Origin of the sequence: Streptomyces fulvoviolaceus (assembly GCF_000718165.1) — a bacterium.
In the GTDB taxonomy this organism is placed as follows: Bacteria; Actinomycetota; Actinomycetes; order Streptomycetales; family Streptomycetaceae; genus Streptomyces; species Streptomyces fulvoviolaceus.
This window is the reverse complement of record NZ_JOEY01000016.1, coordinates 65,848-91,904: the sequence shown is the minus strand read 5'-3', so window position 1 is coordinate 91,904 and position 26,057 is coordinate 65,848. Positions and strand designations below refer to the sequence as shown.

The 26,057-nt window shown below is 69.7% G+C and carries 24 protein-coding genes, 1 tRNA gene and 1 pseudogene; 14 read left to right on the top strand and 12 right to left on the bottom strand.

The genetic code is table 11. The annotated features are described in order from the left end of the window. The first annotated feature begins 74 nt into the window (after positions 1–74). A complete protein-coding gene (locus IG08_RS0118695; protein ID WP_030603361.1) occupies positions 75–569 on the top strand; it encodes an SUKH-3 domain-containing protein in 495 nt (164 codons plus the stop codon). Positions 570–584: 15 nt separating this feature from the next. Here IG08_RS0118695 and IG08_RS0118690 read toward each other — a convergent pair whose 3' ends face one another. After that, positions 585–1,892, bottom strand: a complete 1,308-nt coding sequence (locus IG08_RS0118690) for a sensor histidine kinase (protein WP_030603359.1) — start codon at positions 1,890–1,892, stop codon at positions 585–587. A gap of 174 nt (positions 1,893–2,066) precedes the next feature. On the opposite strand from IG08_RS0118690, the gene IG08_RS0118685 reads away from it, so the two are divergent. The 7 genes from IG08_RS0118685 to IG08_RS0118655 all read left to right on the top strand — a co-directional run bounded on the left by IG08_RS0118685 (position 2,067) and on the right by IG08_RS0118655 (position 7,566). Then, positions 2,067–2,138, top strand: a tRNA-Gln gene (locus IG08_RS0118685). A gap of 123 nt (positions 2,139–2,261) precedes the next feature. After that, positions 2,262–3,710, top strand: a complete 1,449-nt coding sequence (glmU, locus tag IG08_RS0118680) for a bifunctional UDP-N-acetylglucosamine diphosphorylase/glucosamine-1-phosphate N-acetyltransferase GlmU (RefSeq protein WP_078655645.1) — start codon at positions 2,262–2,264, stop codon at positions 3,708–3,710. 75 nt (positions 3,711–3,785) lie between these two features. Then, positions 3,786–4,766 (top strand): ribose-phosphate diphosphokinase, encoded by a 981-nt coding sequence (locus tag IG08_RS0118675; RefSeq protein WP_030603353.1) that lies wholly within the window; start codon positions 3,786–3,788, stop codon positions 4,764–4,766. Between the two features lie 185 nt (positions 4,767–4,951). Beyond that, a complete protein-coding gene (locus IG08_RS0118670) occupies positions 4,952–5,536 on the top strand; it encodes a 50S ribosomal protein L25/general stress protein Ctc (protein WP_030603350.1) in 585 nt (194 codons plus the stop codon). Between the two features lie 70 nt (positions 5,537–5,606). Next, the gene (gene pth / locus IG08_RS0118665; protein ID WP_030603347.1) at positions 5,607–6,218 is read left to right on the top strand and encodes an aminoacyl-tRNA hydrolase; all 612 of its coding nucleotides are present in this window, start codon (positions 5,607–5,609) and stop codon (positions 6,216–6,218) included. 52 nt (positions 6,219–6,270) lie between these two features. Beyond that, positions 6,271–6,774, top strand: coding sequence for a hypothetical protein (locus IG08_RS0118660; protein ID WP_030603344.1), 504 nt, complete (start codon positions 6,271–6,273; stop codon positions 6,772–6,774). A gap of 135 nt (positions 6,775–6,909) precedes the next feature. Beyond that, the gene (locus tag IG08_RS0118655; RefSeq protein WP_030603342.1) at positions 6,910–7,566 is read left to right on the top strand and encodes an LPXTG cell wall anchor domain-containing protein; all 657 of its coding nucleotides are present in this window, start codon (positions 6,910–6,912) and stop codon (positions 7,564–7,566) included. A gap of 72 nt (positions 7,567–7,638) precedes the next feature. Here IG08_RS0118655 and ppc read toward each other — a convergent pair whose 3' ends face one another. After that, on the bottom strand, positions 7,639–10,389 hold the full coding sequence (gene ppc, locus IG08_RS0118650; protein ID WP_030603339.1) for a phosphoenolpyruvate carboxylase: 2,751 nt from the start codon (positions 10,387–10,389) through the stop codon (positions 7,639–7,641). 304 nt (positions 10,390–10,693) lie between these two features. Here ppc and IG08_RS0118645 point away from each other — a divergent pair, with 304 nt between their 5' ends. Then, on the top strand, positions 10,694–11,704 hold the full coding sequence (locus IG08_RS0118645) for an acyl-CoA desaturase (RefSeq protein WP_030603336.1): 1,011 nt from the start codon (positions 10,694–10,696) through the stop codon (positions 11,702–11,704). Then, a complete protein-coding gene (locus IG08_RS0118640) occupies positions 11,701–12,378 on the top strand; it encodes a TetR/AcrR family transcriptional regulator (protein WP_030603333.1) in 678 nt (225 codons plus the stop codon). Before IG08_RS0118645 ends, IG08_RS0118640 begins: the two co-directional genes overlap by 4 nt. A gap of 29 nt (positions 12,379–12,407) precedes the next feature. Here the strand turns inward: IG08_RS0118640 and IG08_RS0118635 are convergent, their stop codons facing one another. Together IG08_RS0118635 and IG08_RS0118630 are read right to left on the bottom strand one after the other, a co-directional pair. Next, positions 12,408–12,770 (bottom strand): VOC family protein, encoded by a 363-nt coding sequence (locus tag IG08_RS0118635; RefSeq protein WP_030603331.1) that lies wholly within the window; start codon positions 12,768–12,770, stop codon positions 12,408–12,410. After that, positions 12,770–13,570: a trans-aconitate 2-methyltransferase gene (locus IG08_RS0118630; protein WP_030603327.1), complete on the bottom strand. Its 801-nt coding sequence runs from the start codon at positions 13,568–13,570 to the stop codon at positions 12,770–12,772. The genes IG08_RS0118635 and IG08_RS0118630 overlap by 1 nt, the downstream gene beginning before the upstream one ends. Before the next feature lie 89 nt (positions 13,571–13,659). Here IG08_RS0118630 and tamR point away from each other — a divergent pair, with 89 nt between their 5' ends. Beyond that, positions 13,660–14,157 carry a MarR family transcriptional regulator TamR gene (gene tamR, locus IG08_RS0118625; RefSeq protein ID WP_030603324.1) on the top strand — a complete coding sequence of 166 codons (498 nt, stop codon included), beginning with the start codon at positions 13,660–13,662 and terminating at the stop codon, positions 14,155–14,157. On the opposite strand, the gene IG08_RS0118620 is transcribed toward tamR, so the two are convergent. After that, positions 14,116–14,883 (bottom strand): LuxR C-terminal-related transcriptional regulator, encoded by a 768-nt coding sequence (locus tag IG08_RS0118620; RefSeq protein WP_030603321.1) that lies wholly within the window; start codon positions 14,881–14,883, stop codon positions 14,116–14,118. The two genes, tamR and IG08_RS0118620, sit on opposite strands and share 42 nt — an antisense overlap. Positions 14,884–15,138: 255 nt before the next feature. Between IG08_RS0118620 and IG08_RS0118615 the strand changes: the two genes are divergently transcribed. Further along, on the top strand, positions 15,139–15,594 hold the full coding sequence (locus tag IG08_RS0118615; RefSeq protein ID WP_030603318.1) for a GNAT family N-acetyltransferase: 456 nt from the start codon (positions 15,139–15,141) through the stop codon (positions 15,592–15,594). Here the strand turns inward: IG08_RS0118615 and IG08_RS0118610 are convergent. The 4 genes and pseudogenes from IG08_RS0118610 to galT all read right to left on the bottom strand — a co-directional run. Next, a pseudogene (locus tag IG08_RS0118610) lies at positions 15,560–15,988 on the bottom strand (capsule biosynthesis protein CapD); the annotation flags it as partial. The gene IG08_RS0118615 and the pseudogene IG08_RS0118610 overlap by 35 nt on opposite strands. Before the next feature lie 125 nt (positions 15,989–16,113). Then, positions 16,114–17,265, bottom strand: coding sequence for a galactokinase (galK, locus tag IG08_RS0118605; RefSeq protein WP_030603304.1), 1,152 nt, complete (start codon positions 17,263–17,265; stop codon positions 16,114–16,116). Continuing rightward, the gene (galE, locus tag IG08_RS0118600; protein WP_030603301.1) at positions 17,265–18,236 is read right to left on the bottom strand and encodes a UDP-glucose 4-epimerase GalE; all 972 of its coding nucleotides are present in this window, start codon (positions 18,234–18,236) and stop codon (positions 17,265–17,267) included. Before galE ends, galK begins: the two co-directional genes overlap by 1 nt. After that, positions 18,233–19,294 (bottom strand): galactose-1-phosphate uridylyltransferase, encoded by a 1,062-nt coding sequence (gene galT, locus IG08_RS0118595; RefSeq protein WP_030603298.1) that lies wholly within the window; start codon positions 19,292–19,294, stop codon positions 18,233–18,235. The genes galE and galT overlap by 4 nt, the downstream gene beginning before the upstream one ends. Before the next feature lie 176 nt (positions 19,295–19,470). On the opposite strand from galT, the gene IG08_RS0118590 reads away from it, so the two are divergent. Continuing rightward, positions 19,471–21,150: a sodium:solute symporter family protein gene (locus tag IG08_RS0118590; protein WP_030603296.1), complete on the top strand. Its 1,680-nt coding sequence runs from the start codon at positions 19,471–19,473 to the stop codon at positions 21,148–21,150. Positions 21,151–21,171: 21 nt separating this feature from the next. Further along, positions 21,172–21,492 carry a hypothetical protein gene (locus IG08_RS0118585; RefSeq protein WP_030603293.1) on the top strand — a complete coding sequence of 107 codons (321 nt, stop codon included), beginning with the start codon at positions 21,172–21,174 and terminating at the stop codon, positions 21,490–21,492. Between the two features lie 32 nt (positions 21,493–21,524). Here IG08_RS0118585 and IG08_RS0118580 read toward each other — a convergent pair whose 3' ends face one another. The 3 genes from IG08_RS0118580 to IG08_RS0118570 form a co-directional block, all read right to left on the bottom strand. Beyond that, a complete protein-coding gene (locus IG08_RS0118580) occupies positions 21,525–22,232 on the bottom strand; it encodes a helix-turn-helix transcriptional regulator (protein WP_030603290.1) in 708 nt (235 codons plus the stop codon). A 275-nt stretch (positions 22,233–22,507) separates the two neighbouring features. After that, positions 22,508–23,839, bottom strand: a complete 1,332-nt coding sequence (locus IG08_RS0118575; protein WP_052424775.1) for an outer membrane protein assembly factor BamB family protein — start codon at positions 23,837–23,839, stop codon at positions 22,508–22,510. Then, a complete protein-coding gene (locus tag IG08_RS0118570; protein WP_030603287.1) occupies positions 23,836–25,638 on the bottom strand; it encodes an ABC-F family ATP-binding cassette domain-containing protein in 1,803 nt (600 codons plus the stop codon). The genes IG08_RS0118575 and IG08_RS0118570 overlap by 4 nt, the downstream gene beginning before the upstream one ends. Positions 25,639–26,057: the final 419 nt, after the last annotated feature.

Sequence of the window (26,057 nt, the reverse complement as noted above, 5' to 3'; positions counted from 1 at the left end):
CGCCCCCGGCGCGGCAAGCCGTACGACGCGCCCCCGGGCGCCCCGTCCCCGACCTCGACGAACGCGAAGGGCAGATGCACCCCGACCGCACCTCCACCACCCGCTTCCCGGTACCTGTCGACGCCGCCTTGCGCGCCGCCGGCTGGCAGCCCGGGCGCTGGGACATAAAACAGGCCGAGTTCTGGGCCGACGCCCTGCGCGAACACGCCTCGCCCGCCGGACACCGGCACTGCGTGTTCCCCGCCGCCGTCGAGGCCTGGGCCGAGTTCGGCGGCCTCCACATCACCCCCACCGGCCCCGGCCGCCAGGTCGCCCCCGCCAACCTCCACCTCGACCCGCTGCACGGCCTCCACCTGGCCCGCACCCTCGGCGACCTCGGCCGCGCCCTCGACACCGAGGTCTGCCCCCTCGGCGCCGAGACCGACACCCAGGCCCTGATCGCCATGGACACCGAAGGCCGCGTCTACGCCCTCGACCACACCGGCGACTGGTACCTCGGCCCCGACATCGACCAGGCCCTCGGCGGCCTCGTCGCCGGCATAGAACCGGCCCGCCTCACCGCCGGCTGAGCACGGCGGGAGCGGCTACGCCGCCGGAATCACCGCCGACACCCGGAAGCCCCCCGCCTCCGTCGGCCCGGACACGAACACCCCGCCCAGCGCGGTGACCCGCTCCTTCATCCCCACCAGACCGTTGCCCCCCGACGGCAACCGCGCCGACGCCTGCGACGGCACCTCCGGCGGCGGTTCGTTCTCCACCTGCATCGCGATCTCCGACATCCGGTGCGCCAGCCGCACGTGCGTCTTCGCGCCCGCCGCATGCTTGTGGACGTTGGTCAACGCCTCCTGGACGACGCGATACGCGGTCTGTTCGATCTCGCCGGCATACGACCGCGTGTCACCCTCCACCGACAGGTCCACGACCATCCCCGCGGCCGCCGACTGTCCGATCAGCTCGTCCACATCCGACAGACAGGGCCCCTCCGCCTCGTCCACGGCCCGCGAAGCCGCCGCGGCCGCGGCGAACCCCACCGCCGCCAACGGCACCGCCGACCGCTCACGCCGGTCCAGCCCGTCCCCACTGCGCAACACCCCGAGCATCTCCCGCAACTCGGTCAACGCCTGCCGCCCCATGTCCCCCACGAGCGCCGCGTTCTTCACGGCCTTCTCCGGATCCTTGCGGGCAACGGCCTGCAGCGCGGCGGCATGGACGACCATCAGACTCACCCGGTGCGCCACCACGTCATGCATCTCCCGCGCGATCCGGGTCCGTTCCTCGTTGCGCGCCCACTCGGCGCGCTCCTCCGCGCGCTCGGCCAGCAGCTGCAACTCCCGCTCAAGGCTGTCGGCCCGCTCCCGGAGGCTCTCCATGAGCCGCCGCCGAGCCCCGACATACAGCCCCAGCAGCAGCGGCGGCGCGGTCATGCCGACCGCGGTGGTGATCGAGGCGAAGGGGACGAACCAGTCCCCCAGATCCAGCGTCCCCCGCGCCATGTCCTGCCGGACCCGCACGAACATCACGATCAGCATGCCCACCAGCGACATCCCGGCCAGCGAGCCGATGATTCGCCGCGGCAGCTCCGAAGCGGCCAGGGTGTACAGGCCGACGATGCCCATCAGGTAGCCCATCTGCGCCGGCGTGATCGCGATCGACACCAGCACCACGGCGATCGGCCACTTCCGCCGGAACAGCAGCGCCGACCCGGCCAGCACCCCGAAAACGATCCCCGCGGCCGTCGGGATCCCCGCGTCCCCCGCGAACCGCATCCCCTCCGCCCCGCACTCCACCGCGGACACGAACGCCAAGCTCACGTCCAACGCCGCGCTGCGCCACCTTGCCCACCACCACGGCCCCGCCTGGGCCGTGGTGGTGTCTTCCCCCGTCGTGGTCATGCCTCCAGCCTACGTTCGCCGACCGCCCCATTTCCGGTGACTTTCGACGACTGGCCTACACCACACGGCATGCGACCGTCGCACTTGTACCGTCGCACGGAAGGCGCCTGGTACGGCATAGTGTTGGGTGCCTGCTCGGCGACCTGGCCAACGGTCCGGTCCCGTCGAGTTCCATCCCCCGTGGTGTAATTGGCAGCACCGTGGCTTTTGGTGCCATTTGTCCGGGTTCGAGTCCTGGCGGGGGAGCAAGCGTCCACTCCGGGCCCTGACCAGTGACAGCACTGTCAGGGCCCACTCTCATGTCCCTCACGAAACGCCCCGGTATCCTGCGGATGTCGACCCCCACCCCAAAAGCCGAAGGGCAACCCCGTGAGCGCCATTCGCCCGGCAGCCGTCGTCGTTCTCGCAGCGGGTGAGGGCACCCGTATGAAGTCGGCCACACCCAAGGTCCTGCATGCGATCTGTGGCCGTTCCCTGGTGGGTCATGTGCTCGCCGCAGCACGTGAGTTGGACCCCGAGAACCTGGTCGTGGTCGTAGGCCACGCTCGCGAGAAGGTCACCGCGCACCTCGCCGAGATCGACCCGCACGTACGGACCGCCGTGCAGGCGCAGCAGAACGGCACGGGTCATGCCGTACGGATGGCGCTGGAGGAACTCGGCGGTTCCGTCGACGGCACCGTTGTCGTCGTCTGCGGGGACACCCCCCTTCTCTCCGGGGAGACCCTCAAGCACCTCGCCGCCACGCACACCGCCGACGGGAACGCGGTCACCGTGCTCACCGCCGAGGTTCCCGACGCGACCGGCTACGGCCGCATCGTCCGCGACGGGGCGTCCGGCGCCGTCACCGAGATCGTCGAGCACAAGGACGCCTCCGACTCCCAGCGGGCCATCCGTGAGATCAACTCCGGTGTGTTCGCCTTCGACGGGCAGCTGCTCGCCGACGCGCTGGGCAAGGTGCGTACGGACAACTCGCAGGGCGAGGAGTACCTCACCGACGTCCTCGGCATCCTCCGTGAGGCCGGTCACCGGGTCGGTGCCTCCATCGCCGGTGATCACCGCGAGATCGCCGGGATCAACAACCGGGTGCAGCTCTCCGAGGCCCGCCGCATCCTCAACGACCTGCTGCTGACCCGCGCCATGCTCTCCGGCGTCGACGTCATCGACCCGGCGACGACCTGGGTCGACGTGACCGTCACCTTCGGCCAGGACGCCACGATCCACCCCGGCACCCAGCTGCACGGCTCCACGCACCTCGGCGAGGGCGCGGAGGTCGGCCCCAACAGCCGGATCACGAACACCCGTATCGGCGCGGGCGCCCGCGTGGACAACACGGTCGCCGACAGCGCCGAGGTCGGCGCGAACGCGACTGTCGGGCCGTACGCCTACCTCCGTCCCGGCACCCGCCTCGGCGCGAAGGGCAAGATCGGGACGTACGTGGAGACGAAGAACGCCTCCATCGGGGAGGGGACCAAGGTTCCCCATCTCTCCTACGTCGGGGACGCGACGATCGGCGAGTACAGCAACATCGGTGCGGCGAGCGTGTTCGTGAACTACGACGGACAGGACAAGCACCACACGACCGTCGGGTCGCATTGCCGCACGGGTTCGGACAACATGTTTGTGGCTCCCGTCACGGTCGGGGACGGCGCGTACACCGCCGCCGGCTCTGTGATCACGAAGGATGTGCCGCCCGGTTCGTTGGCCGTGGCCCGCGGTCAGCAGCGGAATATCGAGGGTTGGGTGGCTCGCAAGCGTCCGGGAAGCGCCGCCGCGAAGGCGGCGGAGACGGCTTCCCGGCAGGTCGAGAGCGAAGACTGACCGGAAACGGGTGCGTCTGGGACGGCGTACCGTGATAAGTGCACACCCAGTTGAGACACCTCTGAGGAGACAGCTGTGACCGGGATCAAGACGACCGGCGAGAAGAAGATGATGTTCTTCTCCGGCCGCGCCCACCCCGAGCTTGCCGAGGAGGTCGCCCAGCAGTTGGGTGTCGGGGTTGTCCCGACCAAGGCCTTCGACTTCGCGAACGGCGAGATCTACGTCCGCTACCAGGAATCCGCGCGAGGTGCGGACTGCTTCGTGATCCAGAGCCACACGGCTCCGATCAACCAGTGGATCATGGAGCAGCTGATCATGATCGACGCGCTGAAGCGTGCGTCGGCCCGCTCCATCACGGTCATCGTGCCGTTCTACGGTTACGCGCGGCAGGACAAGAAGCACCGTGGGCGTGAACCGATCTCGGCGCGTCTGATCGCGGACCTGATGAAGACGGCCGGTGCCCACCGCATCCTCACGGTCGACCTGCACACCGACCAGATCCAGGGCTTCTTCGACGGCCCGGTCGACCACCTCTTCGCCCTCCCGCTGCTCGCGGACTACGTGGGTGCGAAGGTCGACAAGGGCAAGCTGACGGTCGTGTCCCCGGACGCCGGCCGGGTGCGCGTGGCCGACCGCTGGTGCGACCGCCTCGGCGCTCCCCTCGCGATCGTGCACAAGCGGCGCGACAAGGACGTGGCGAACCAGGTGACCGTCCACGAGGTCGTGGGTGAGGTCAAGGGCCGCGTGTGTGTCCTCGTCGACGACATGATCGACACGGGTGGCACGATCTGCGCCGCCGCCGACGCGCTCTTCGCGCACGGTGCCGAGGACGTCATCGTCACCGCGACGCACGGCGTGCTCTCCGGCCCCGCCGCGGACCGGCTGAAGAACTCCCGGGTGAGCGAGTTCGTGTTCACCGACTCACTGCCGACGCCGGGCGAACTGGGCGCGGACCTGGACAAGATCACGGTGCTGTCGATCGCGCCGACGATCGCGAGCGCGGTGCGCGAGGTGTTCGAGGACGGTTCGGTGACGAGCCTCTTCGACGAGCAGTAGGCCCCCGCTCCGATAGATCGATTTCTGGTACGGCCTTCCCGCCGCGTAAGCTGTCACAGTTGCTCGGCGAGGGAGGCCGTACCTGTTCACGCAGGTATCGGCGGTCCGTTATCGACGCGCTCTTCGTAGCAGGCCGATGTTCGGCCGGGTGACCACCTTCCCCAACTGATCTACGAGGAGTGACCATGGCCGACGTCAAGCTCACCGCCGAGACCCGCACCGAGTTCGGCAAGGGCGCCGCCCGCCGCATCCGCCGCGAGAGCAAGGTTCCCGCCGTTGTCTACGGCCACGGCGCCGACCCCGTCCACATCACGCTGCCGGGCCACGAGCTGCAGCTCGCCCTGCGCACCCCGAACGTCCTGCTCACCCTGGACATCGAGGGCCGGACCGAGCTGGCGATCCCGAAGGCCGTCCAGCGCGACGCCATCAAGGGCTTCCTCGAGCACGTCGACCTGCTCACCGTGAAGCGCGGCGAGAAGGTCACCGTCGAGGTCTACGTCCACACCGAGGGCGAGCTGGCCCCGGGCGCCTACCTGCTCGAGCACGTGCTGAGCACGCTGACGGTCGAGGCCGAGGCGACTCACATCCCCGAGTCGGTCACCGTCTCCATCGCGGGCCTGGAGGCCGGCGCCTCCATCCTCGCCAAGGACATCCCCCTCCCGGCCGGCACCACCCTGGTCATCGACGAGGACGCGGTCGTCCTCCAGGTCCTGGCCGCCCAGGCCGAGGAGGCCCCCGCGGAGGCCGAGGCCGAGGCCACCGAGGTCTGATTTCCCTCAGAATCTCCATCGTCGGCCGCCGCTCCCCTCAGGAGCGGCGGTCGGCGCGTATCAAGGACACATGGGAGACACGGACGTGACGACCGACGCCAATGCCCCCTGGCTGATCGTGGGGCTCGGCAACCCCGGGCCCGAGTACGCGGCGAACCGGCACAACGTCGGCTTCATGGTCGCCGACCTGCTGGCGGAGCGGATGGGCGGCCGGTTCAAGCGGGCCGGCAAGGCGCAGGCGCAGGTGATCGAGGGCCGCATCGGTCCCCCCGGGCCGGCGAACCGGCGCGTCATCCTGGCCAAGCCGATGTCGTTCATGAACCTGTCGGGCGGTCCGGTGAACGCGCTCAAGGACTTCTACAAGGTGCCCGTGGCGAACATCGTCGCCATCCACGACGAGCTCGACATCGACTACGGCACGCTCCGTCTCAAGCTCGGCGGCGGGGACAACGGTCACAACGGGCTGAAGTCGATGACGAAGGCGTTCGGCGCGGACTATCACCGCGTGCGGTTCGGGATCGGGCGGCCTCCGGGTCGTATGCAGGTCGCGGACTTCGTGCTGAAAGACTTCGCGTCGGCGGAGCGCAAGGAGCTGGACTACTTCGTGGACCGGGCGGCGGATGCCGCGGAGGCTCTGGTGATCGAGGGCCTGGAGCGGGCGCAAAGCACGTACAACTCCTGACTTGTCCGGCGGTCGGCCGGGGCCGAGTTGACTGGCTGTCCGGGCATGGCCAATGATCCCCGCCATGCCTGCCACAGCCCTCACCTCCCGCCAGGCCTCGGTCGCCGCACTCCGTTTCGGGCGGCTCGCGACGATGGGCACGGTCGCGGCACTGATCCTGATCGCGGGTGTGTGGGCGTCGTGGGGTACCGCGCAGCACGTGATGCTGACGAAGGGCCGGGAGAGCGGCACGATCGAGGTGACGCGGTGCGGGGACGACACGTGCACCGGGCCCTATACACCGATCTCCCAGGGGTCCAAGGCCCGCGACACCGTCGTCATCGAGAAGACGGTCGCGGTGAGGAAGGGCCAGACCTACACGGTCGTGGTGAAGCCCAGCAGTGACGAGGTCGTCCGCTCCGGGCCGGCCGGGATCCTCTATGCCTGGGTTCCGCTGGGTGGCGCCCTGTTGCTCGCGTCGGTCGTCGTCGCGGGCGGATTGGGGCGCACGCGGGGCGCGTGGGTCATGGCGGGGGCGGGCATGGCACTGCTCACTGCCGCTTTCGTGACGATCTGACATCCTTCGACGTTCTCCACATCTGTGGAGGACCTGAGTGTTGTCTGTTCGTGATTGACCTTGTGTCAGTACGGGCTGGATGCTGAGCCGCCCCCTCCACATCTTCCCTTTCACATCTCGAAGATGGACTGCCCCATGCGTACCCTCATCCGCGCCGGCGCCGTGTCCGCCGTGGCCGCGACCGCCCTGCTCGCGGCCCCCTCCGCCCATGCCACCGCTCCGGGTGACAACGGCACTGTGAAGATCCACGACGCCACCACCGGCGAAGAACTGCGGAAGAACGAACCGCACGTCTGCACCTTCTACCTCGACGCGTTCGGCTTCGACGCCGTCCAGCAGGTCGACTGGCACATCGAGGCCTGGGCCCCCACGGCCGACGTCAAGGGCGAGACCGTGAAGTCCGGCGACATCACGCTGGACGCCGACGGCCACGGCCGCACGGACGACCTGTCGCTGCCCGACGGCCACTACAAGCTCTTCTGGAACTTCGACGGCGAGAACGGCGCCGCCAAGCACAAGGTGTTCTGGACGGACTGCGAGGAGGAGGACGGCGGAGGCGACAGCACTGTCACGCCGTCTCCTTCTTCCTCTACGACGTCGGAGACGCCCGGCACCTCCGCCTCCCCCAGCACCGACCCCGCCGGAGCCACCGAGGCCTCCCCCTCCGCCCAGGGCACCGCCGGTGACCTCGCCGAGACCGGCAACGGCGCCCCCGTCGGCCTTCTCGCGGGCGTCGCCGCCGCGCTGATGGCCGCCGGCGGTTACCTCGTCGTCCGGCGGCGCCGGGCCTGACGTACCGGAAGCAGAAGGCGGTGCCCCCGAGTCTCGAGAGGCTCGGGGGCACCGCCGTATGCGTGCGAACCGTCAGCCGGTGTTGCGCAGACCCGCCGCCACACCGTTGACCGTGAGCAGCAGGGCCCGCGCGAGCAGCGGGTCGGGCTCCTCGCCCGCGGCCGCCGCGTCGCGCTGGCGCTTCAGGAGCGTCACCTGGAGGTAGGAGATCGGGTCGAGGTAGGCGTCGCGGATGGAGAGGGTCTGCCGCAGTACCGGGGTGGCGTCGAGGAGTTCGGCCTCGCCGGTGATGCGCAGCACCTCGCGCACGGTCAGTTCGTGCTCGGCCTTGATCGTGTCGAAGACGTGCTTCAGCTCGTCCGGGACGAGGGTGTCGACGTAGTGCGCGGCGATCCGCAGGTCCGTCTTGGCCAGCGTCATCTCGACGTTGGAGACGAAGTTCCGGAAGAAGTGCCACTGCTCGTGCATCTCGTCGAGCACGCCCTCTCCTCCCAACGTTGCAGTCAGGCCCGCCTCGCGCAGCGCCTTCAGACCGGAGCCGACGCCGAACCAGCCGGGCACGATCTGCCGGGACTGGGTCCAGCCGAAGACCCACGGGATGGCGCGCAGTCCGTCGAGGGAGACGCCCGAGCCGGGGCGGCGCGAGGGCCGTGAGCCGAGGTGCAGATCGGCGAGCTGGTCCACCGGCGTCGACGCGAGGAAGTACGTCGGCAGGTCCGGGTCCTCGACGAGCCTGCGGTAGGCGTCGTGGGCGGCGTCGCTGACTGCGTCCATCGCCGCGTCCCAGCGGGCCAGCGCCTCGTCGGACTGGCGGGGGGAGGTGTGCAGGGCGGAGGCCTGGAGGGTGGCCGCGACCGTGAGCTCCAGGTTCTCCCTGGCCAGGGACGGCACGAGGTACTTGTCGGAGATGACCTCGCCCTGCTCGGTCACCTTGATCTCGCCCTCCAGGGTGCCCCAGGGCTGGGCGAGGATCGCGTCGTGCGAGGGGCCGCCGCCGCGGCCGACGGTGCCGCCGCGGCCGTGGAAGAGACGCAGGCGTACGCCGTAGCGGTGGGCGACGTCACGCAGGCGGCGCTGCGCCCGGTGGATCTCCCACTGGCTGGTGGTGATGCCGCCGAACTTCGACGAGTCGGAGTAGCCGAGCATGACCTCCTGGACGTCCCCGCGCAGGGCCACGAGCCTGCGGTACGACGGGTCGGAGAGCATGTCCTCCAGGATCGTGTCGGCGGCCTTGAGCTCGTCGGTGGTCTCCAGGAGCGGCACGATGCCGATCTTGGCCCAGCCGGCGTGCAGGTCGAGGAGACCGGCCTCGCGGGCCAGCACGGCCGCCGCGAAGACGTCGTCGGCGCCCTGGCACATCGAGATGATGTACGACTCGATGACCTCGGGTCCGAAGACCTCCAGGGCCCGCTTCACGGTCTGGAAGACGCCGAGGGTCTTCTCGCCGGCCGCGTCGACGGGCGCCGGGGTCGGGCCGAGGGGACGGCGGGACCGCAGCTCCTTGGCGAGCAGCTTGCCGCGGTACTCGCGGGGCATGTCCACATACCGCCAGGACTCCTCGCCGAGGCGGTCGAAGAGCTGGCCGAGGGCGTGGTGGTGGGCGTCCGCGTGCTCGCGTACGTCCATGGTGGCGAGCTGGAGGCCGAACGCGGACAGCGTGCGGATGGTGCGGTTCATCCGGCCGTCGGCGAAGAGGCCGCCGCGGTGCTCGCGCAACGAGGTCTGGATGAGGGTCAGGTCCTGGAGCAGCTCGGCGGTGCCGAGGTAGTCGCGGCCGTCCTCGTGCGGGATGCCCTTGGCGAGGCGCGTCTTGGTGTTCTCGAGCTTCTGCCGAATGCAGGTGGCCTTGAGCCGGTAGGGCTCCTCGGCGTTCAGCCGCTTGTAGCGGGGGCTGATCTCCGGGAGGCGCTCCAGGTCGGCCTGCAGGGACTCCAGGAGCTGCTCGGTGGCGCCGGTGTAGCGGATGGAGTTGGACAGGAAGCCGCGCAGCTCGTCGATCAGCTCGAGGGCGTCGTTGATGCCGTGCTCGTGCTGCAGGATCAGGACGTCCCAGGTCACCTGCGGGGTGACGTTCGGGTTGCCGTCGCGGTCGCCGCCGATCCAGGTGCCGAAGGTGAGGGGGCGGGTGTCGTCGGGGAGCGTGACGCCGACGCGCTCCAGCTCGGCGGTGAGGTCCTCGAGAACGTCGCCCACGGCGCCCGCGTGCAGCTCGTCCAGGTAGTAGATGGCGTTGCGGGCCTCGTCGGCCGGTTCCGGGCGTACGACACGGAGCTCGTCGGTCTGCCACACCAGGTCGATGTTCTCGGCCAGGCGGGTGTCGTAGCGGCGGCGGTCGGCCTCGATGACGGGGGTCTCGAGGAGCGCGGCGATACGGCGGAGCTTGTTCAGCACCGAGCGGCGCGCGGCCTCCGTCGGGTGGGCCGTGAACACCGGGCGGACGTTGAGGTTGGCGACGGACTGACGCAGGTGCTCGGGGTCGGCGTCCTTGAGGCGGTCGGCCGTACGGGCCAGGAGGCCGCCCTCGGCGGCGCGCCGGGCGCGCAGTTCGCGGCCGCGGTGGACCTGCTCGGTGACGTTGGCCAGGTGGAAGTAGGTGGAGAAGGCGCGGACCAGCTTGGCCGCGGTCTCCAGCTCGGTGCCGCGCAGCAGCTCGGCGGCGGCCTCGCCGTCCTCCCGGGTGAGGCGGCGGACCTTCTCGACCAGCTCGAGCAGCTCGGGACCCTCCTGGCGGACGAGGGTCTCGCCGAGGAGGTCGCCCAGTCGCCTGATGTCGGCTCGCAGCTCGCTGCCGGTCGTGGTGGTCTGGTCGTCGGCACTGCTCACAGGTGCGGCTCCTTGCAGTGTGGAAACTCTCTGGGAGGGAACCCGGACGGCGGTCGTGCGGCGAGGGCCGCTTACGGGTCCGGACATCCGGGAAGAAATCAGAGCGGACCGCGCTGTCCGACCGACTCCAAGGATAGGTGTCCATGCGGACGCGCAGACTCTCGGGCTCTTGCCGCCGGGCGGCGCACTGCCATACTTACGACGCCGTAGGTTACGGAACCGTAGGGACCGTTGTAACGGAACCAGGGAACAGTTCCTGCAGCCCAGCACATTTCTCAACCCTCGAACCCCACAGGGGACGCCCATGACCACAACCCCCGATGTGATCGAAGACGCCCCGAAGGCGACCGACGCAGCTGCCATTCCCTCCGCCACGCTGGGCGGTGAGCAGAAACGCTCGATCGAGCAGATCACGCTTCTCGTCTTCATCATCGTCCCGTTCCTCGCGGTGCTCGCCGCGGTGCCGCTGGCGTGGGGCTGGGGCGTGAGCTGGCTGGACCTCGGCCTTCTCGTCTTCTTCTACTTCCTCGGCTGCCACGGCATCACGATCGGTTTCCACCGCTACTTCACCCACGGTTCCTTCAAGGCCAGGCGACCGCTCCGGATCGCGCTGGCGATCATGGGATCGATGGCGGTCGAGGGCCCGCTGGTGCGCTGGGTGGCCGACCACCGCAAGCACCACAAGTTCTCCGACGCGGAGGGCGACCCGCATTCGCCGTGGCGTTTCGGGGAGACGCTTCCGGCGCTGCTGAAGGGCCTGTGGTGGGCGCACATCGGCTGGATGTTCGACGAGGAGCAGACGCCGCAGGACAAGTACGCGCCGGATCTGATCAAGGACAGGGCGATCCGGGCGATCTCCCGCCAGTTCATCTGGTGGGCAATGCTGTCCCTCACCCTGCCGGCGGTGATCGGGGGTCTGGTGACGATGTCCTGGTGGGGCGCCTTCACCGGCTTCTTCTGGGGCTCTCTCGTCCGGGTGTGCATGCTGCACCACGTGACCTGGTCGATCAACTCGATCTGCCACGCGGTCGGCAAGCGGCCGTTCAAGTCGCGGGACCGTTCGGGCAACGTGTGGTGGCTGGCGGTGCTGTCCTGCGGTGAGTCCTGGCACAACCTGCACCACGCCGACCCGACCTCGGCGCGGCACGGTGTGGAGCGGGGTCAGATCGACTCCTCGGCGCGGTTCATCCGCTGGTTCGAGATGCTCGGATGGGCCTATGACGTGCGCTGGCCGTCACGCTCGCGTATCGATTCCCGCCGGAACACGGACCAGGACGGCTCCGGGCACCAGAAGGAGACGGCCGAGGCGGCATGATTGACGCCGTGGCGACCGATCCGAGCAGCACCCCGAGCAATGAGAAGCCGCGGCGCGCCCGGCGCACCCGGATGACCGGCGCCGAGCGCCGAGCCCAGCTGCTGGAGATCGGTCGCACCCTCTTCGCCTCGAAGGGCTTCGAGGGCACGTCGGTGGAGGAGATCGCGGCGAAGGCCGGGGTGTCCAAGCCGGTGGTGTACGAGCACTTCGGCGGTAAGGAGGGCCTGTACGCGGTGGTGGTGGACCGCGAGATGAGCCGCCTGCTGGACATGGTGACGAGCTCGCTGACCGCTGGCCACCCCCGGGAACTGCTCGAACAGGCGGCCTTCGCGTTCTTCGACTACATCGAGGAGTACACGGACGGCTTCCGGATCCTCGTCCGCGACTCCCCCATCCCCACGTCTACGGGCTCCTTCGCGTCCCTGATCTCGGACATCGCCACCCAGGTGGAGGACATCCTGGGCCGCGAGTTCAAGAGCCGAGGCTTCGACCCCAAGCTGGCTCCCCTCTACGCCCAGGCCCTGGTCGGCATGGTCGCCCTGACCGGCCAGTGGTGGCTGGACGTACGCCGCCCGAAGAAGGCGGAGGTCGCGGCCCATCTGGTGAACCTGGCGTGGCACGGCCTGGACGGCCTGGAGGCGAAGCCGCACTTGATAGGGCGCCGGAAGGCCTGACCCGTCACGGGTGCCGTGTCCGTTCCGACTCAGCCGGTCGGCTCCAGGAACTCCAGCCGGTTGCCGACGGGGTCGTAGGAGTAGAACCGCTTGTGCCCCGGCAGGTCCCCGTCCCAGACGACGGAAGCCCCAGCCGCCTCCAGCCGGGCGGCGTACGCCTCGACACCCGTGACCCGCAGCCCGGGGTGGGCCTTCTTCGCGGGCGTGAAGTCCTTCTCGATCCCCAGACGGAGCTGCACGATCCCCGCCTGGAACCAGCAGCCTCCCCGCGCCGCGAGCACCGGCGGCTTGGGGATCTCGGTCATGCCGAGGACGCCGGCGTAGTACGTCCGCAGCCGGTCCTCGGAGCCCGGCGGCGCGGCGAGCTGCACATGGTCGACGGCGGTGATCATCACGCCTTCTTGCGGGCGACGGCGAAGATGCGGCGGAACGGGAAGGCCGTGCCGTACGCGGCGGCCGGATAGGCCTTGCGCAGGGCGGCGCGATACTCGTCGAGGAAGCCCTCGCGTGCCTCCGGGTCGTCGGCGAGCGCGGTGAGGACCGGTCGCAGGCCCGTCCCCTTCACCCAGTCGAACACCGGGTCCTCGCCGGTCAGCAGATGGACGTACGTCGTCTCCCACGCGTCGACCGCGCAGCCGAGGTCGGCGAGCCTCTCCAGGTAGGCCGTGGGCGTGAGCACCGCGTCGTCGTGGCGCAGGATGTCGTCGAGCCCGGCGGAGTGGGCGAGTTCGCGCATCAGCCGATGGCTCGGGGAGTCGAAGTTGCCGGGCACCTGGAAGGCGAAGGTGCCACCTGCGACGAGCCCCGCGACCCATTCCGGGAACCGCTCCACGTGCCCCGGCACCCACTGCAGCGTGGCATTGCTGACGATGAGGTCGTACGGCTGTGCGGGCGCCCAGGTGCGTACGTCGGCGTGGGCGAAGTCGAGGCGGCCGCCGCCCGGGGTGGGGCCCGCGTGGTCGACGTGGGCCTTGTCGAGCATCTCGGCGGAGTTGTCGAACCCGGTGATGTGGGCGGCGGGCCAGCGTTCGGCGAGGAAGACCGTGACGTTGCCGGGGCCGCAGCCGAGGTCGGCGATGCGGGGTGGGTCGGCAGGGAGGTCCGGGATGCGGGCGAGCAGGTCCGCGAAGGGGCGGGCGCGGTGGTCGGCGTGGCGCAGGTACTGGGCGGGGTCCCAGGTCGGTGAGGTCATGCCTCTCACCTTCCTCCTGCTTTTATCTTGACGTCAAGAGACTTCACATCAAGAGACTTCACATCGACACAACCACTACACTGATCGTCATGGAGGACGAGGTCGATCGGCTGGTCGCAGCATGGCGCCGGGAGCGCCCGGACCTCGACGTGGAACCGCTCGAGGTGCTCAGCCGGGTGAGTCGACTGGCCCGGCACCTGGACCGGGCACGCCGACTGGCCTTCGCCGAGCACAACCTGGAGCCCTGGGAGTTCGACGTCCTGACGGCGCTCAGGCGCGCGGGAACGCCGTATCAGCTCTCCCCCGGACAGCTGCTGACGCAGACTCTGGTCACCTCGGGCACGATGACGAACCGCATCGACCGCCTGGCCAAGAAGGGCCTGGTGGAGCGGCTGCCCGACCCGAGCGACCGACGCGGTGTGCTGGTCCGGCTCACGGACGAGGGCCAGGACCGCGCGGACCTGGCCCTGGCCGGTCTGCTGGACCAGGAGCGGGCGATCCTCGCCGAGCTGTCCCGCGCCCAGCGCGGTGAACTGGCCGGGCTGCTACGCCAGTTGACCGCCCCGTTCGACAACATCCCCGGCTAGGTCGACGGGCCCGACGCCCGCACGACGTGCGAGGGCGACGGCGGCGAGGGTCGAGTGGACCCCCAGCTTGCCGAGGACGTTCTGCATGTGGGTGCGGACGGTGTGCGGAGAGAGGAACAGCCTCTCGGCGACGGCCTTCCGCCCCAGCCCCGCGACCATGCAGCGCAGCACTTCCCGTTCCCTCGGTGTGAGGGACTCGACCAGCCGCTCGCTCTCGGTGCGGTGCTTGCGAGCGGCGGTGAGCTCCCTGAGCACGCCCGTGAGCAGGGCGGGCGGCAGATGGGTCTCGTCGCGCAGCACCCCACGAATGACGGTCAACAGCCGGGACAGCGAGCAGTCCTTGGCGACCCAGCCGGAAGCGCCGGCCTGCAGGGCGAGCGCGGCCCGCCGCGGGTCGTCCTTCTCGGCGAGCACGACGATCCGTACCGCCGGCTGTGCCGTACGGACCCCGACCACCAGCGAAATACCGTCGACCAGCCCGTCCTCATTGCTGTCCTGAACAGGCACGGCAGGCCGTATGCCCTGCACGTTGCCGCCCAGATCAGCGTCGACGAGCAGCACGTCGAACCGACGCCCCTCGGCGGCCGCGCGCTCCAGACTGCGCAGCGCGGCGGGACCGCTGCCGGCCGCGGAGACCTCCACGTCGGGCTCGGCCGCCAGTGCTGCGGCGAGCGACTCGGCGAAGATGCGATGGTCGTCGACGACCAGGACTCGGATGCGAACCACGAAACCCCCTTCCCCAAGCTCTCGAAGAGCAGGGGATACCTCGTCGGCGGGAGCAGACATCGGCGCAGGTACGACGTCCGAAGCACGATGGCCGCACGGCCGCCGCCGTGCAAGAACTGCTACCCCCACTTCGGGCGCCGTACCCGACTGTCTCGCCCCCTGATCAGCACCGGCCCCCACCGGTGCTGTTCATCAGGGTACGGCCGGGGGGCAGGAGCGGAAGGTTATTTGCAGAACTGGCTGTCCGGTGCGTTTATGGTGAGCCGCATGTTTCGTCTGGAGACAGAAGTCGACAAAGCCCGGCACAATCTGCTCCGCACCCGCCTCCGGGACACCAACACGGCGGCCTCCCCGATCCTGCGCGCCCTGCGCGGAACCCCTGGTGAACGGGAACTTCCGCTCCAGGTATGGGCGTTGGACCCGGCCGGGGATCTTGCGGGCGGACTCGTCGGCCACACCTGGACGACGTGGCTGCACGTGATCTATCTCTGGGTCGACGAACGCCACCGGGGATCGGGTCTGGGTTCGCGATTGCTCGCACAGGCGGAGCGCGTGGCACGCGAGGGGCGCGGCTGCACGGCCGCACGCCTGGAGACCTGGGACTTCCAGGCCCCGGAGTTCTACAAGAAGCAGGGGTATGAGGTGGTGTGCGTGATTCCCGACTATCCGCCGGGGATCACGGAGTACACGTTGGTGAAGCGGTTCGGCTGAAGGCGGGGGCGTTCTCCGCGGCCCACTGCCGGAACGGCCGGGCCGGGGTGCCGGTGACCTGCGCAACCGTGTCGCGCACCCTCAGCGGTTCGTCGTTGACGTCGCCGCCCGTGACGTCGAGCACCGCGTCCGCGGCTTCGGCGCCGAAACCCGCGGCCATGTGGGCGTGGGCCTCCTGCCTGCCGATCTCGGCGAAGGGCGCCTCCCGCCCGAGCGCCGCCGCGACGGCCTCGACCTGCTGCCGGGCCGTCACCGGCTCGGGGCCGGTCAGGGCGTACGTCCGCCCCCGGTGGCCGGGCCCGGTCAGTGCCACCCGCTCCAGTGGATCCCGTTCCGCCGGCGGGTCGACCTGTGCGAAGTGGTCGGCGGCGACGGTGTCGTACGGCTTCCGGACGGCGGCGAGGGAGGAGGGCCCGGTCATCCCGGCGACTCCGGTCGTGCGGGGCTTCAAGCCGGGTGGAACAACCGTCAGCCCTGTACCCGCCAGGGGCACAGGGCTGAAGCAGCCGACCGCGAGGGTCAGTTCAGGCGCCGCGCCCCCGCCGAGGGCACCGCCTCGAAGACCCGGGGCGCGGTGAACCCGGCGGCGGCGAACGCCTCCTCGACCGCCTTCGTGATCGTCTCCACGTCGGCCGTCTCCGCCAGCACGATCGCCGAGCCGCCGAAGCCGCCGCCGGTCATGCGGGCGCCCAGTGCGCCGGACGCGAGGGCCGTGTCCACCACCAGGTCCAGCTCCGGGCACGAGATGCGGAAGTCGTCCCGCAGGGACGCGTGGCCCGCCACCAGGACCGGGCCGATCGCGCGGGTGTCGCCCGCCTCCAGCAGGGCGACGACCTTCTCCACGCGCTCGTCCTCCGTGACGACGTGGCGGACCAGGCGGACGACCTCCTCCTCGTCGCCCAGGCGGGCCAGCGCCGCGTCGAGATCGCCGTAAGCGACATCCCGCAGCGCGTCCACGCCGAGCAGCGCCGCGCCCTTCTCGCAGCCCGCGCGGCGCTTGCCGTACTCGCCCTCACTGTGGGAGTGCTTGACCTGGGTGTCGACGACCAACAGGCGCATGCCTTCCGCCGCCAGGTCGAAGGGGATCTGCTTCTGGGACAGGTCCCGGGTGTCGAGGAACAGGGCGTGGCCGGTCTCGCAGCAGGCGGACGCCGTCTGGTCCATGATCCCGGTGGGGGCGCCGACGTAGACGTTCTCGGCGCGCTGGCACAGACGGGCCAGCTGCCAGCCCGGCAGGCCCAGCGAGAACAGGTCGTTCAGCGCGAGCGCGATCACGACCTCCAGCGCCGCCGACGACGACAGGCCCGCGCCGGACGGGACCGTCGAGGCGAGGTGGACGTCGGCGCCGGTGACGGGGTGGCCGGCCTCGCGCAGGGCCCAGACGACACCCGCCGGGTACGCCGTCCAGTTCCGGTCCGACCCCGGGGTCAGGTCGTCGACCCGCAGCTCCACGACACCGCCCTCGACGTCCGCCGAGTGCAGGCGCAGGACGCCGTCCTCACGGCGCGAGACCGCCGCGACCGCGGTGTGCGGCAGGGCGAAGGGCATCACGAAGCCGTCGTTGTAGTCGGTGTGCTCACCGATGAGGTTGACGCGGCCCGGCGCCGACCAGACACCCTCGGGCGCGGTTCCGTAGAGCTCCACGAAACCGTCCCGCACCTGCTGTGCCACTACTGCTCCCTAGAGATGTTCTGCGCGAACTCCCACGCGTCCGCGACGATCCCCGCGAGGTCCGCGCGGGTCGGGTTCCAGCCCAGCTTCTCGCGGGCGGTCTGCGCGGAGGCCACCAGGACCGCCGGGTCGCCACCGCGGCGCGGGGCCATGACCTCGGGGATCGGGTGGCCGGTGACCTGTCGGACGGTCTCGATGACCTGACGGACCGAGAAGCCCTCGCCGTTGCCGAGGTTGCAGATCAGGTGCTCACCCGAAACCGCGGCCTTCAGCGCCAGCAGATGCGCGTCCGCCAGGTCGGCGACGTGGATGTAGTCGCGGACGCAGGTGCCGTCCGGCGTCGGGTAGTCGTCGCCGTAGACCGAGATGGCCTCGCGCCTGCCCTGCGCGACCTGCAGGACCAGCGGGATGAGGTGCGACTCGGGGTCGTGGCGCTCACCCTGCTTGCCGTACGCGCCCGCCACGTTGAAGTAGCGCAGCGAGACCGCGCCGAGGCCGTGGGCCGCCGCCTCGCCCGTGATCATGTGGTCCACGGCGAGCTTCGTGGCGCCGTACGGGTTGGTCGGGGAGGTCGGCGCCGACTCGACGATCGGGACCTCCTTCGGCTCGCCGTACGTGGCCGCAGTGGAGGAGAAGACGAGCCTGCGGACGCCGGCCTCGCGCATGGCACCCAGCAGGGCCATGGTGCCGCCGACGTTGTTGTCCCAGTACTTCTCGGGCTTCACGACCGACTCACCGACCTGCGAGGAGGCGGCGAAGTGCAGCACCCCGTCGAAGGACGCGTCCAGCCACTTGGCGGCGTCACGGATGTCGCCCTCGATGAAGGTCGCCCCGGCCGGAACCCCCTCACGGAAGCCGGTGGTGAGGTTGTCGAGGACGACGACCTCGTGCCCCGCCTCCAGCAGATGCTGGGCGACCACACTGCCGACGTACCCCGCACCACCCGTGACCAGGTACTTCCCGCTGCTCATGAACTCGCTACCTCTCGCAGTCGCTGTGCTGCGGCCTCCGGCCGGATGTCGTTGATGAACACGTTCATGCCGGACTCGGAGCCCGCGAGGAACTTCAGCTTGCCGGACGTACGGCGGATGGTGAAAAGCTCGAGGTGGAGCGCGAAGTCGTCGCGGTTGACGCCCTCGAACTCCTCCAGCGCACCGAACGGCGCCTGGTGCCAGGCGGCGATGTAGGGCGTCGGCGGTTCACCTTCGCCGAAGATCCGGTCGAAGCGCCTCAAGAGTTCCAGATAGACCTTGGGGAACTCTGTGCGGGCGTCCTCGTCGAGACCCAGCAGATCCGGCACCCGGTGCTTCGGGTACAGGTGCACCTCGTACGGCCAGTGCGCCGCGTACGGCACGAAGGCGACCCAGTGCTCGCTCTCCAGGACGACCCGCTCATCGGCGAGTTCGCGCTCCAGGACAGCGTCGAAGAGGTTCTCACCTCCCGTCGCCTCCTTATGAGTTGCGACAGAACGGAGCATGAGCGCGGTGCGCGGCGTGGTGAACGGGTAAGCGTAGATCTGGCCGTGCGGGTGGCCCAGCGTCACGCCGATCTCGGCGCCCCGGTTCTCGAAACAGAACACCTGCTCGACGGAGGGGAGATGCGACAGCTCCGAGGTGCGGTCGGTCCACGCGTCGAGCACGAGACGCGCCTGCTCCTCCGTCAGCTGGGCGAAGGCGGCGTTGTGGTCGGAGGTGAAGCAGACGACCTCGCAGCGGCCCGAGTCACCGGCCAGCGAGGGGAAGCGGTTCTCGAAGACCACGGCGTCGTACCACGAGTCGGGGATCTCGCTCAGGCGGTCACCCTGCGACGGGCACAGCGGGCACTCGTCGGCCGGCGGATGGTAGGTCCGCCCCTGCCGGTGCGAGGCGATGGCCACGGAGTCGCCGAGCAGCGGATCCCGTCGAACCTCGGACGTCGTCACGGTCCGATCGAGCGGACGCCGGTCGACGGCCTCCCGCACCGCGTCGTCACGCAGGTCGTAGTAGATGAGCTCACGACCGTCGGCCAGCCGGGTCGAGGTCTTCTTCACTGCGGACTCCTATTCGAGCCACTCAATCATCAAACAGAACCAAACACATTAGAACACGACTCCCCCCAATCGTCCACATCACAATCCAACAAAGAGCACCATCGGAAGTGTTCAACAACTAAACGCGGAGGCGTAGGTTCCGCTACGGATCAGTTCACGCGACGAAGCGAGTACTTATGCAAACCCCCACATATCTGGCAGCCGAGCTACGGCTCCCCACGAACTGGCTCGACTACACGATCCTCGGCATCTACTTCGTAGTGGTCCTCGGCATCGGCTTCGCGGCCCGGCGCTCGGTGAAGACCAGCCTCGACTTCTTCCTCTCCGGCCGCTCCCTGCCGGCCTGGATCACCGGTCTCGCGTTCATCTCGGCCAACCTGGCCGCCACCGAGATCCTGGGCATGGCCGCCAACAGCGCGCAGTACGGCGCGTACACCGTGCACTGGTACTGGATCGGCGCCATCCCGGCCATGGTCTTCCTGGGCCTGGTGATGATGCCCTTCTACTACGGCAGCAAGGTGCGCTCGGTCCCCGAGATGCTGCTCCTGCGCTTCGACAAGTGGGCACACCTGCTCAGCTCGGCCCTGTTCGCCTTCGCCGCCATCCTGATCGCCGGCGTGAACCTCTACGCCCTCGCGATCGTCGTGGAGGCACTGCTGGGCTGGCCGCAGTGGGTGGCGATCGTCGTCGCCGGCGCCTTCGTGCTGGCCTACATCACCCTCGGCGGTCTGTCCTCCGCGATCTACAACGAGGTCCTCCAGTTCTTCGTGATCCTGGCGGCCCTCATCCCGATCGTCGTGCTCGGCCTGAAGAAGGTCGGCGGCTGGGACGGCCTGACGGACTCGTTGACGAAGACGCACGGCGCCGACTTCACCACCGCGTGGGGCGGCACGGGCATCGGCAGCGTCAACCCGCTGGGCGCGAACTGGCTGACGATCGTCCTGGGCCTCGGCTTCGTGCTGTCCTTCGGCTACTGGACGACGAACTTCGCGGAGGTGCAGCGCGCCCTGTCCGCGAAGAACCTCAGCGCGGCCCAGCGCACCCCCCTGATCGCCGCGTTCCCGAAGATCTTCATCGTCTTCCTGGTGATGATCCCGGGCCTGGTGGCGGCGGTGCTGGTGCCGAAGATCGGCACCGCGGGCTCCGACCTCCAGTACAACGACGCGATCCCGTACCTGATGGAGCAGTTGCTGCCCAACGGCGTTCTGGGCATCGCGGTGACGGGCCTCCTGGCCGCCTTCATGGCGGGCATGGCGGCCAACGTGTCGTCCTTCAACACGGTGTTCACCAACGACATCTGGGCCCGCTATGTGGTCAAGGGCCGAGAGGACGAGTACTACGTCCGCTTCGGCCGCCTGATCACGGTGATCGGCGTGGCGGCGTCGGTGGGCACGGCGTTCCTCGCCTCGTCCTTCTCGAACATCATGAGCTACCTGCAGACGCTGTTCTCCTTCTTCAACGTGCCGATGTTCGTCGTCTTCATCGTCGGCATGTTCTGGAAGCGCGCGTCCGCGAAGTCCGGCTTCTGGGGTCTGCTCGCCGGCACCGTGACCGCGATGGTGAACTACTTCTGGATCTACAAGCAGGGCATCATCGACATCCCCTCCGACCAGGGCGCCAACTTCGTGTCGGCGATCGCGGGCTTCGTGGCCGGCGCGGTGGTCATGGTCGTCGTATCCCTGTTCACCGCCCCGAAGCCGGCCGAGGAGCTGGAAGGCCTGGTCTACGGCACCCGCTCCCCCGGCATGTCCGAGCCGCCCGCCGCCGGCGACGACGCCTGGTACCGCAGGCCCGCCCTGCTGGGCTGGGGCGCCGTGATCCTGGCCGCCGCCTGCTACATCCCGTTCTCGTTCTGATCCGGGGAGGATTGAGGAACCATGTCTGAGCACTCCGGATACTCCGAGGACGACGTCCAGCGGGAAGTCACCGAGCTGCAGGCGAAGTCCACCACCGCGGCCCGCATCTTCGACCTGCGCCGCATCATCGGCGGCCTGTTCGTCCTCTACGGCGTCATCGTCACGATCGCCGGTATCAACCCCTCCGACGCCTCCCTCGACAAGTCCGAGGGCGTCAACATCAACCTCTGGACCGGCCTGGGGATGCTGCTCCTCGGCATCTTCTTCCTGGTCTGGCTGAAGCTGCGGCCCACGGTGCCGCCCACGCCGGACGTCGGGGCGGACGAGAAGCCTGCCGAATAACGCAGGGCGACAGCCCGACGGGGCCGGAGCTCCTACAGCTCCGGCCCCGCACCCGTCTCAGGAGACGCATGCGGCACGGGCCCGGCCCGGTCCAACAGCCCCGTCCGCGCCGCCAGCGCCGCCGCCTCCAGCCGTGACCCCACGCCCAGCTTCATCAACACCCGCTGGACATGGGTCCGAGCCGTGGACGGAGCTATCCCCATCCCCGCCGCGATCAGCCGCGTGTCCTCGCCGTCGGCCACCCGGACCAGCACCTCCACCTCGCGGGGTGTGAGCATCTGCAACAGCCGCTGCCCCTCGTCATCGGGCTGGGCCGCCGGGTTCAGGAGCTCACTGAACGCCCCCTGCAGCAGCTGCGGCGCCACCGCTGCCTCCCCCGCCCGGGCCTTCATGATCGCCCGCTCGACCCCCTCGATGCGCTCGTCGTGGCGCACATAGCCGGAGGCCCCCGCGGCGAACGCCGCCGCGATCCCCCGAGGACTCGGCACCGGCCCCAGCACCAGCACCGCCACCTGCGGACGCTCGCGCTTGATCTTCACCACCGGGTCGAACATCCCCGGCTCGGCAGGCGTAGCCGTACCCAGCAGGCACACCTCCGGCGCCCGGCTGATCACCAGCTCCGCCGCCCCCGCGGCAGGCGCCGCCGCGGCGAGCACCCGGTGCCCGCGCAGTTTCAGCGCCGAGGCCAAAGCCTCGGCGAGCAGTCGGTGGTCGTCGACCACCATGAGCCGCACTCCCATCGAGCAACCCCCCAGTCCCCCCAATGGATCCGCGTGGATGCCCCGGTGGATGCCCCACTACGGATGCCCACATGCCCACTGATCCGCACGGACAGAAGGCCCCCTCCCGGCTCCCCCGCCCTTCATGCCCCCGGAAGCTACACGCTTGTTCGACGTTGCGCTTCCCCTACTGGTGAGAACTGCCCCGGATCGACGGAATTTCTGGTTTTCCTCTCATTCGAGGGTGATGAGCGGTACGCGCACGCCCCCACCCCTGAACAGGGACGGGGCCGCACTCAGCTCGCACCGAAGGCGACGGCCAGGTACGCCTCACCGGCGTACGCCGCGGACACGTACAGGTTCCCCCGCGCGTACAGAATCTCGGAGTCGTCCGGAAGCGGGCCGAGGTTCTCCAGCAGCACGGTCTCCTTGAACGTGCCGCCGTCGATGCTCACGATCTGCCCGCCCTGCCCGCCCCTGTCGTACGACGGACGCTTGTAGGCGATCAGTTTCGTGCCCGCCATCCGCAGCGGCAAGAGCGTGTATCCGTCACCCGCGTCGGCCCGGCGGCCGATCCGCTTCCCGGTGACGAGGTCGATCGCGACGATCTCGTTGGTCCCGTCGTGCTCCTCGGTCGGCAGATAGATCCGGTCGTCGCCGACCACGTACCGGCCGTCGGCCGCCGGGATACGAGCGCGCAGTCTGCCGGTCCTGTTGTCGATCGAGAAGAGGTCCGAGGCGCCGCCGACGACCAGCGGGTCGGTCGACACCAGGCGGCCAAAGCCGAGGCCGGCGGGCATCTCGTAAGCGGAGATCACCTTCCCGGACGTCGGATCGACGGTCTGGACGTGGATCTCCCGCACGCCGGACGTCCCGCACACGCGCACCGCGACCAGCTTGGGGCCACCGCCGTAACCGGCGTCGTAGCAGGTGTCGGACGGCTTCGGGGCCCACAACTGCTCGCCGGAGGCAAGGTCGAGGGCAGCGCCGCCGCCGGTGCCGCCCACGGCGACCGTGCCCGCGCCGACGGTGACGTTGCCGAAACTGATCGGCCCGTCACCGGAGTCGACGGTCCTGGTCCACAGCTTCCGGCCGGCGTCGAGGTCGATCGCCGCGATCCGGCTGCAGCCGTACGACGGCGTCTCCTCGGTCGGCATCGCCGGCTGGTAGGTGATCGCCGTCCTGTTGTCGTCCGTGACGTGGTCGCTGCCCTGGCACACCGGGCCGGGCAGCTTGATCGTCCACAGCTCGGTGCCGTTGTCGGGGTCGTAGCCGACGATCTCGGCGATGCCGGTCTTGGCGTACACCGTGTCGGTGAGCCAGGAGCCGGTGGTGGAGACGGTGCCGACGTTCTCGACCGCGGGCGCTGGGACCCGGAAGAGGACCTTGGAGACGGTGCTCGCCTTCTGCACTGCGCCGCCGCTGTCGCCGCCTTTGTCGTCCGTGCCGCCGCCGGCGCTCGCGGTGTCGGCCTTCCTGGTGTCGGCACCGGAGGAGGACGTGGACCAGATGCCGCCCCCGATGACCAGCGCGATCGCCACGACAACCGAGACCAGGATCACCGGCCGAGCATGGGACTTCCTCTCCGCGCCCGACAGCGGCTGCGCGGTTGAGTGGTCAGTGTTCACGCGTCCTCGGCGAGTTCCAGCCAGCGCAGTTCCAGTTCGTCCCGCTCGCCGGCCAAGTCCCGCAGTTCGGCGTCGAGTTCGGCGACCTTGGCGAAGTCCGTGGCGTTCTCGGCGATCCGCGCGTGCAGCTTGGTCTCCTTCTCGGAGATCTTGTCGAGCTGCCGCTCGATCTTCTGGAGCTCCTTCTTGGCGGCGCGCGCATCGGCGGCGCTCTTCTCCGGTACGGCCTTCACGGCGACCGGAGCCGACGCGGCCACGGCCTCCTCCATGCGCCGGCGCCGCTCCAGGTACTCGTCGATGCCGCGCGGCAGCATCCGCAGGGTGGCGTCGCCGAGGAGGGCGAGCACGCGGTCGGTGGTCCGCTCGACGAAGAACCGGTCGTGGGAGATGACGATCATCGAGCCGGGCCAGCTGTCGAGGACGTCCTCCAGCTGGGTCAGGGTCTCGATGTCGAGGTCGTTGGTGGGCTCGTCGAGGAAGAGGACGTTCGGCTCGTCCATGAGGAGCCGCAGCAGCTGCAGCCGCCGCCGCTCACCGCCGGACAGGTCGCCGACCGGCGTCCACTGCTTCTCCTTGTTGAACCCGAACGTCTCGCACAGCTGCCCGGCGGTCATCTCGCGCCCCTTGCCGAGATCGACGCGCTCGCGCACCTGCTGGACGGCTTCCAGGACCCGCAGGTTCGGGTTGAGCTCGGCGACCTCCTGGGAGAGGTAGGCGAGCTTGACCGTCTTGCCCACGGCGACCCGCCCGCCGACGGGCTGTGTCTCGCCCTCCGTCCGCCAGGCCTCCGCCATGGCCCGCAGCAGGGAGGTCTTGCCGGCGCCGTTGACACCGACGAGGCCGATGCGGTCGCCGGGGCCGAGCTGCCAGGTCACGTGCTTGAGCAGCACCTTGGGTCCGGCCTGGACGGTGATGTCCTCGAGGTCGAAGACGGTCTTGCCGAGCCGCGAGGAGGCGAACTTCATCAGCTCGCTGCTGTCCCGGGGCGGCGGTACGTCCGCGATGAGCTCGTTGGCGGCCTCGACGCGGAAGCGCGGCTTGGAGGTACGGGCGGGCGCGCCGCGGCGCAGCCAGGCCAGCTCCTTGCGGACGAGGTTCTGCCGCTTGGTCTCCTCGGTGGCGGCGATGCGCTCGCGTTCGGCGCGGGCGAAGACGTAGTCGGAGTAGCCGCCCTCGTACTCGTAGACGTCGCCCTTCTGCACGTCCCACATGCTCGTGCAGACCTGGTCGAGGAACCACCGGTCGTGCGTGACGCAGACGAGCGCGGAGCGACGCTCGCGCAGGTGCTTCGCGAGCCAGGCGATGCCCTCCACGTCAAGGTGGTTGGTGGGCTCGTCGAGGACGATCAGGTCCTGTTCCTCGATGAGCAGCTTGGCGAGGGCGATGCGCCTGCGCTCGCCGCCGGAGAGGGGGGCGATGACGGTGTCGAGTCCCTGCGGGAAGCCGGGCAGGTCCAGCCCGCCGAACAGTCCGGTGAGTACGTCCCTGATCTTGGCGTTGCCGGCCCACTCGTGGTCCGCCATGTCCCGGATGACCTCGTGCCGGACGGTGGCGGTCGGGTCGAGGGAGTCGTGCTGGGTGAGGACGCCGGTGCGGAGTCCTCCGGAGTGGGTGACGCGGCCGGTGTCGGCCTCCTCCAGCTTGGCGAGCATGCGGATCAGGGTCGTCTTGCCGTCGCCGTTGCGGCCGACGACGCCGATCCTGTCCCCTTCGGAGACGCCGAGGGAAACACCGTCCAGCAGGGCGCGGGTGCCGTACACCTTGCTGACGTTCTCGACATTGACCAGGTTGACGGCCATTTCTCTCCTGACAAGGGGGACGATCGACCCTCCAGGGTAGTCGGCGGGCGGACGGTCTTCGCGGGCCGGTTTTTTTCGCCCCCGCCGCCCCTTCCCGTCCCGTCCCCGGGGGCTCCGCCCCCGGACCCCCGCTCCTCAAACGCCGGAGGGGCTGAATTTGCCGGACGGGCTGAATTTTCCCGGCCGGGGCTTGATCTTTTAGCCCGTCCGGCGTTTGAGGACGAGGCCGTTCAGGCCGAAGCGGGGGTCTGGGGGCGGCAGCCCCCAGGGACGGGACGGGAAGGGGCGGCGGGGGCGAGAAACACCCCGCCGCCACCCCGGCGTAGGGATTCCCCTCTATTGACGTGGCCTCTTCAAAACAGCCACCGTATGCGCACAAGGACCGGCCACCCCCCGCAGCCCCGTCCGTGCACGTATCC